Below are 5,321 nucleotides of genomic sequence, written 5' to 3' on the forward strand. Positions count from 1 at the left end.
GCCGACCCCGCGCTGTCGCACCTCTCGGTCGTCGACAGCGCGGGGCGGCGGGTGGACTCCGGTGCCGTGACCGCCGGGCCGGGCGACATCCTGCGGGTGCCCGTCCGGATCGAGGCCAACGGCACATACACGGTCGTCTACCACGTCATCGGCGTCGCTGGCGGACAGACCAGCGGCGTCATCCGCTTCGCCGTCGGCACGCAGGCGTCCGGCGCCACGGCCGCCGACGCCGACGCGGGGCACGAGCACGGCGTCGACGGTCTCAGCGCGGTACTGCTCCTGGTCAATCTCGTCACGGTCGTCGTCCTGGTGATCCTGCTCGTCCGCCGACCAGCGCCACGCCGCGTACCTCCGCGGTAGCGCCCTTGACGAGCCGCATGGTGAAGGGCCCCGGATGCCGAGACATCCGGGGCCCTTCACCGTGCGGTTCAGCTCCGCAGGGCCGCGACGAACGAGCGCAGGTCACCGACCAGCAGGTCCGGCTGCTCCATGGCGGCGAAGTGGCCACCCCGCTCGAACTCGGTCCACTGCACGATGTTCGGGAAGCCACGCTCGGCGAAGCGCCGGACCGGCTGGCCGGGGTCGCGGGGGAAGATCGCCACGCCCAGGGGCACCGGCAGGGGCGGGGGAGGCGGCGGGGGAGTCTTGGCGATGGGCAGCAGCTCGGCGTTGTCGTAGTAGAAGTGGGCCGACGACGCGCCGGCGCCGGTCAGCCAGTACAGCATCACGTTGGTGAGGATCCGGTCGCGGTCGATCGCCTCTTCGGGGGCCTTGGTCGAGTCGCTCCACTCGTGCAGCTTCTCGACGATCCAGGCGAGCTGGCCCACCGGCGAGTCGTTCAGGGCGTACGCCAGCGTCTGCGGCCGGGTGGCCTGGATCTTCATGTACCCGGACTGGTCGTCGACGTAGTTCATCAACAGCCCCAGCCGTCCCCCCTCGACCTCGGTCAGCCCGGCCAGGTCGGCGGGGTCGCCCGAGGGTGGCGTCGGCAGGAAGTTCACGTGCGCCCCGATGACGTGCTCGTGATCGAGGCCCGCCAACACCAGGCTGATCCAGGCGCCGAAGTCGCCGCCCTGGACGACGTACCGCTCGTAGCCCAGGCCGGCCATCAGCTCGGCCCAGGCGGCGGCGACCCGCGGCATGGTCCAGCCCGGACCGCTGGGGGGCCCGGAGAATCCGAAACCGGGAATGGTGGGAATGACCAGGTGGCAGGCGGTCGCGGGGTCGCCACCGTGTGCCCGCGGATCGGTGAGCGGCCCGATGATGTCGGTGAACTCGGCGAAGGAACCGGGCCAGCCGTGCGTGATGATCATGGGCGTGGCGTCCGGCTCGGGGGAGCGCACGTGCAGGAAGTGCACGGTGGTGCCGCCGACCTCGGTGGTGAACTGCGGAAAGGAGTTGAGCCGGGTCTCGGCGGCACGCCAGTCGTAACCGGTTCGCCAGTACTCCACCAATTCGCGCAGGTAGGTCGCCGGCACGCCCCGGCTCCAGTCCTCGGCGGGCGAGTCGGCAGGCCAGCGCGTGTCGGCGAGACGGCGGCGCAGGTCGTCCACGGCGGCTTGCGGAATGTCGATCCGGAACGGTTTCATGCGGCAATCCTCACTCGATGAGGGAACGGAACGCCATTCCTCGCGACAAGAGACATCGCGGCGGCGTCCGCGGACCATGTTAGCGATGCGAAGGTGGGCCGGAAAGGCTTCCGGAATCCCTTTCCGGACAGAGCATTCTGGAAGAAGTAATGGCGCTTCCGGTCGATACCATAACTGGCAACAATTGATTCTTGTCCCAATCCAGGAGGCTGACGGTAATGGGCGTTCCGCTGATTGCGCATGCGGTGGTCCTCGGCGGCAGCGTCGCCGGATCACTGGCGGCCCGGGTGCTGTCCCCGGCCTGCGAGAGGGTCACCGTCGTCGACCGCGACGACCTCTTCGGGCCGGTGGAGCCCCGCCAGGCGGCGCCACAGGGCCACCACATCCACGCTCTGCTCGCCCGCGGCCAGCAGATCCTGGAGGAGCTGTTCCCGGGTTTCACCGACGAACTGGTGGCCGGCGGGGTGCCGATCGGCGACTTCGGCACCAGCCTCAGCTGGTACTTCAACGGCCAGATGATCCGTAAGGCCGAGACCGGGCTGGTCTGTGTCGCGAGTGGCCGGCCGCTGCTCGAGTCGCGCGTACGGGCCCGGGTTCGGGCCCTCGGCAACGTCACCTATCGAGAGCGCACCGACATCGTGGGTCTGGTCGCGTCGCCGGACCGGCAGCGGATAGCCGGCGTCCGCGTGCAGGGACGGGCGCCGGGCGCACCCGAGGAGGTCCTCGATGCCGATCTGGTCGTCGACACCACCGGACGCGGCTCGCGGACGCCGCTCTGGCTCGAGGAGCTGGGCTACCAGCGGGTCCCGGAGGAACGGGTCAAGATGGACCTGACGTACACCACTATGGACTTTCACGGCCCGCTGTCGTTCGACCCGATCGGCGAGGACATCGCGCTGCTCCCGGTCGCCACCCCGGCGCAGCCGCGCGGCGCGATCTTCGCCCGGATGCCCGACCGGTACGCCGTCTCGCTGACCGGCATCCTGGGCGACCGGCCGCCGACCGACCACGAGGGCTTCCTGGCGTACGTGCAGTCCCTGCCCGTACCGGAGATCTACAAGGCGGTCCGCGACGCCGAGCCGATGGGGCCGGCGGCTTCTTTCCGGTTCCCGGCGAGCATCCGTCGACGCTACGATCGGCTGGCGCGGACGCCGGATGGGCTGATCGTCCTCGGTGACGCCGCGTGCGTCTTCAACCCCGTCTACGGCCAGGGCATGACGGTGGCGGCGATGTCCGCCCGATTGCTTGGTGAACACGTGCTCTCCGGTCCGCCGGCGCCGCGGGCCTTCTTCCGCGACCTGTCCCGGCTCATCGACGCGCCCTGGGACATGTCAGCCGGAGCCGACCTCGGCTTCCCCGGTGTCGTGGGCCGACGGACGGCGAAGGTGCGGATGGGCAATCTGTACATCCCCCGCCTGCAGGCGGCAGCGGCTCACGACGGCGTGCTGACGACTGCCTTCCTGCGCTCCGCGGGCCTCGTCGACCCGCCGCAGGCTCTCATGCGCCCCGCGATCATCTCCCGCGTGCTGCGCTCGCGGCGCTGACCCGCTTCAGCCATCGAGACGAAGGACAGCGACATGGACACAGCTCAGCTCGCCGGCACCGCAGCGCCGCCGGACTCGCGCCGATGGTGGGCGCTCGTCCTGCTGTGCACCGCGAACTTCATGGTCATCCTCGACACGCAGATCGTCATCCTGGCGCTGCCGACGATCGGCGCCGACCTGCGACTGGCGCCCAGCGCGGCCCAGTGGGTGCTCAGCGCCAACCTTGTCACCTTCGGTGGCCTGCTGCTACTCGGTGGCCGAGCCGCCGACCTGCTCGGGCGTCGCCGGATGTTCTTCGCCGGCACGGTGCTGTTCCTGCTGGTCTCGCTGGCCTCGGGCTTCGCGTGGAACGGCGAGGTGCTGATCGCCGCCCGGGCCGTGCACGGCCTCTCGGCGGCTCTGATGGCGCCGACCGCGCTCTCGATCCTCACCAGCATGTTCCCGGAGGGCCGCGAGCGGCATCTCGCCCTGGCCGGCTGGGCCGGCATCGCCGGTGTCGGCGCGACCGTGGGTCTGCTCATCGGCGGCTGGCTCACCAGCAGCTTCGGCTGGCCCGCCGTCTTCTTCGTCAACGTGCCGGTGGCGCTTCTGATGCTGGCCCTGATCCCGGTCCTGCTGCGCGAGAGCCGGGACCTGAACGCCACGCGCACGTACGACGTCGCGGGCGCCGTGACGAGCACCGCGGCGCTGGTGCTCGTGATCTACGCCCTCGTGACCGCGCCGGCGGAGGGCTGGCTCAGCGTCCAGACCCTGAGCACCGCCGCCGCCGCGATCGTGCTGGCCCTGGTGTTCGTCGCCATCGAGGCCCGGTCCAGCGTGCCCCTGCTGCCGCTGCGGCTGCTGCGCTCGGCGTCTCTGGTCGGCGGCAACCTGGTCATGGTCACCATGATCATGTGTGCCTTCGGGATGTCGCTGGCGATCGCCCAGTACACCCAGGGCCCGCTCGGGGACACCCCGCTGGAATCCGGCATCCGGCAGTCGATCATGCCACTGATGGCGTTGGTCGGTTCGTACGCCGGGCAGTCGTTCATCACGCGGTACGGCTTTCGGCCGGTGGCGGCGATCTGCCTCGTCCTGCTCGGTGCCGGCAGCCTGCTGCTGGCGCAGGCGGTGGCGGCCGGTGGCTCGTCCGTCGGGCTGTTCATCGGGCTGTTCGTCTTCGGCACCGGCCTGGGGCTCGGCACGGTAGCGGCCTCGGCGGCTGCTCTCGCCGGTGTCGCCGAGACCGATCTCGGCCTCGCGTCGGGGATGAACACCGCCTCCCAGCAGATCGGCGGCGGTCTGGGGATCGCCATCGTGTCGACCGTGCTCGTCTCCTTCTCGGCCGACGCCGGGCCCGCGGCGGGCTTCCGCCCCGCGTTCATCACCTGCGCGATCTTCACCGCCCTCGGGCTCGTCATCGCCATCGCCCTGCTGGGCGGACGCCGGCAGGTCGCCCCCGCCGAACTCGCGACCGTCCCCCGGCACTGACCGGGCTGTCCGGACGCCATCGAACTGAGAGGCAGAACAGTGACCGAACACCAGTATCCCAAGGTGATCGCCGACCTGGCCGCCGACGGCGACGACCTCGACCGCCTGGTCAGCGACCTCGACGTGGCCGCGTGGGCGCTGCCGACCCCCGCGCCCGGCTGGACCGTCGCCCACCAGATCGCCCACCTCGCGGCCACCTTCCGCATGGCCGGACTCGCGGCGGCCGACCCCGACCAGTTCGTCGCCATGACGGGACGGCTGGGCGCCGACTTCAACGCCAACGTGACCGCGGCACTGTCCGGCTACCTCGCCGAGGAACCCGCCGAGTTGTTGCGGCGCTGGCGTGAGGAGCGGGCGTGGGCCGAGAAGGCGCTGGGCGCCCTGCCGATGAACCAGCTCGTCCCGTGGTTGGTGCGCCCGCTGCCGGCGGCGGTGCTGGCCATGGCCGGGATGATGGAACTCTTCGCCCACGGCCAGGACATCGCCGACGCCCTCGGCGTCCGGCGCACGTTCACCGACCGGATCGGGCAGATCGTGGGATTCGCGGTCCGGACCTGGGACTTCGGTTACCAGGCGCGCGGCCTCGAAACCCCGGACGTCGAGTTCCGCTTCGAGATCACCGCGCCGTCCGGCGCGCTGTGGGAGTTCGGCCCAGCCGAGTCGCCGGAGCGCGTCACCGGGCCCGCTGAGGACTTCTGCCTCCTGGTCACCCGCCGCC

General features: G+C 70.9%; 5 protein-coding genes. 4 read left to right on the forward strand and 1 reads right to left on the reverse strand.

Annotated elements, in window-relative coordinates; genetic code table 11:
• Nucleotides 1-360 (forward strand): copper resistance protein CopC (locus tag AB0J68_RS26390; protein ID WP_363940926.1); only part of this gene is annotated, 360 nt, incomplete at its 5' end.
• A 68-nt stretch (nucleotides 361-428) separates the two neighbouring features.
• On the opposite strand, the gene AB0J68_RS26395 is transcribed toward AB0J68_RS26390, so the two are convergent.
• Nucleotides 429-1,589, reverse strand: a complete 1,161-nt coding sequence (locus AB0J68_RS26395) for an epoxide hydrolase family protein (protein WP_355068974.1) — start codon at nucleotides 1,587-1,589, stop codon at nucleotides 429-431.
• A 218-nt stretch (nucleotides 1,590-1,807) separates the two neighbouring features.
• On the opposite strand from AB0J68_RS26395, the gene AB0J68_RS26400 reads away from it, so the two are divergent.
• The 3 genes from AB0J68_RS26400 to AB0J68_RS26410 form a co-directional block, all read left to right on the forward strand.
• A complete protein-coding gene (locus tag AB0J68_RS26400; RefSeq protein ID WP_354856214.1) occupies nucleotides 1,808-3,133 on the forward strand; it encodes an FAD-binding monooxygenase in 1,326 nt (441 codons plus the stop codon).
• Nucleotides 3,134-3,166: 33 nt separating this feature from the next.
• Entirely contained in the window at nucleotides 3,167-4,603 is a 1,437-nt protein-coding gene (locus tag AB0J68_RS26405) for an MFS transporter (RefSeq protein ID WP_355068970.1), read from the forward strand.
• Nucleotides 4,604-4,642: 39 nt separating this feature from the next.
• On the forward strand, nucleotides 4,643-5,321 hold a 679-nt coding region (locus AB0J68_RS26410), incomplete at its 3' end, for a TIGR03084 family metal-binding protein (protein WP_363940928.1).

It is taken from the genome of Micromonospora sp. NPDC049580 (assembly GCF_040675595.1).
GTDB lineage: Bacteria > Actinomycetota > Actinomycetes > Mycobacteriales > Micromonosporaceae > Micromonospora.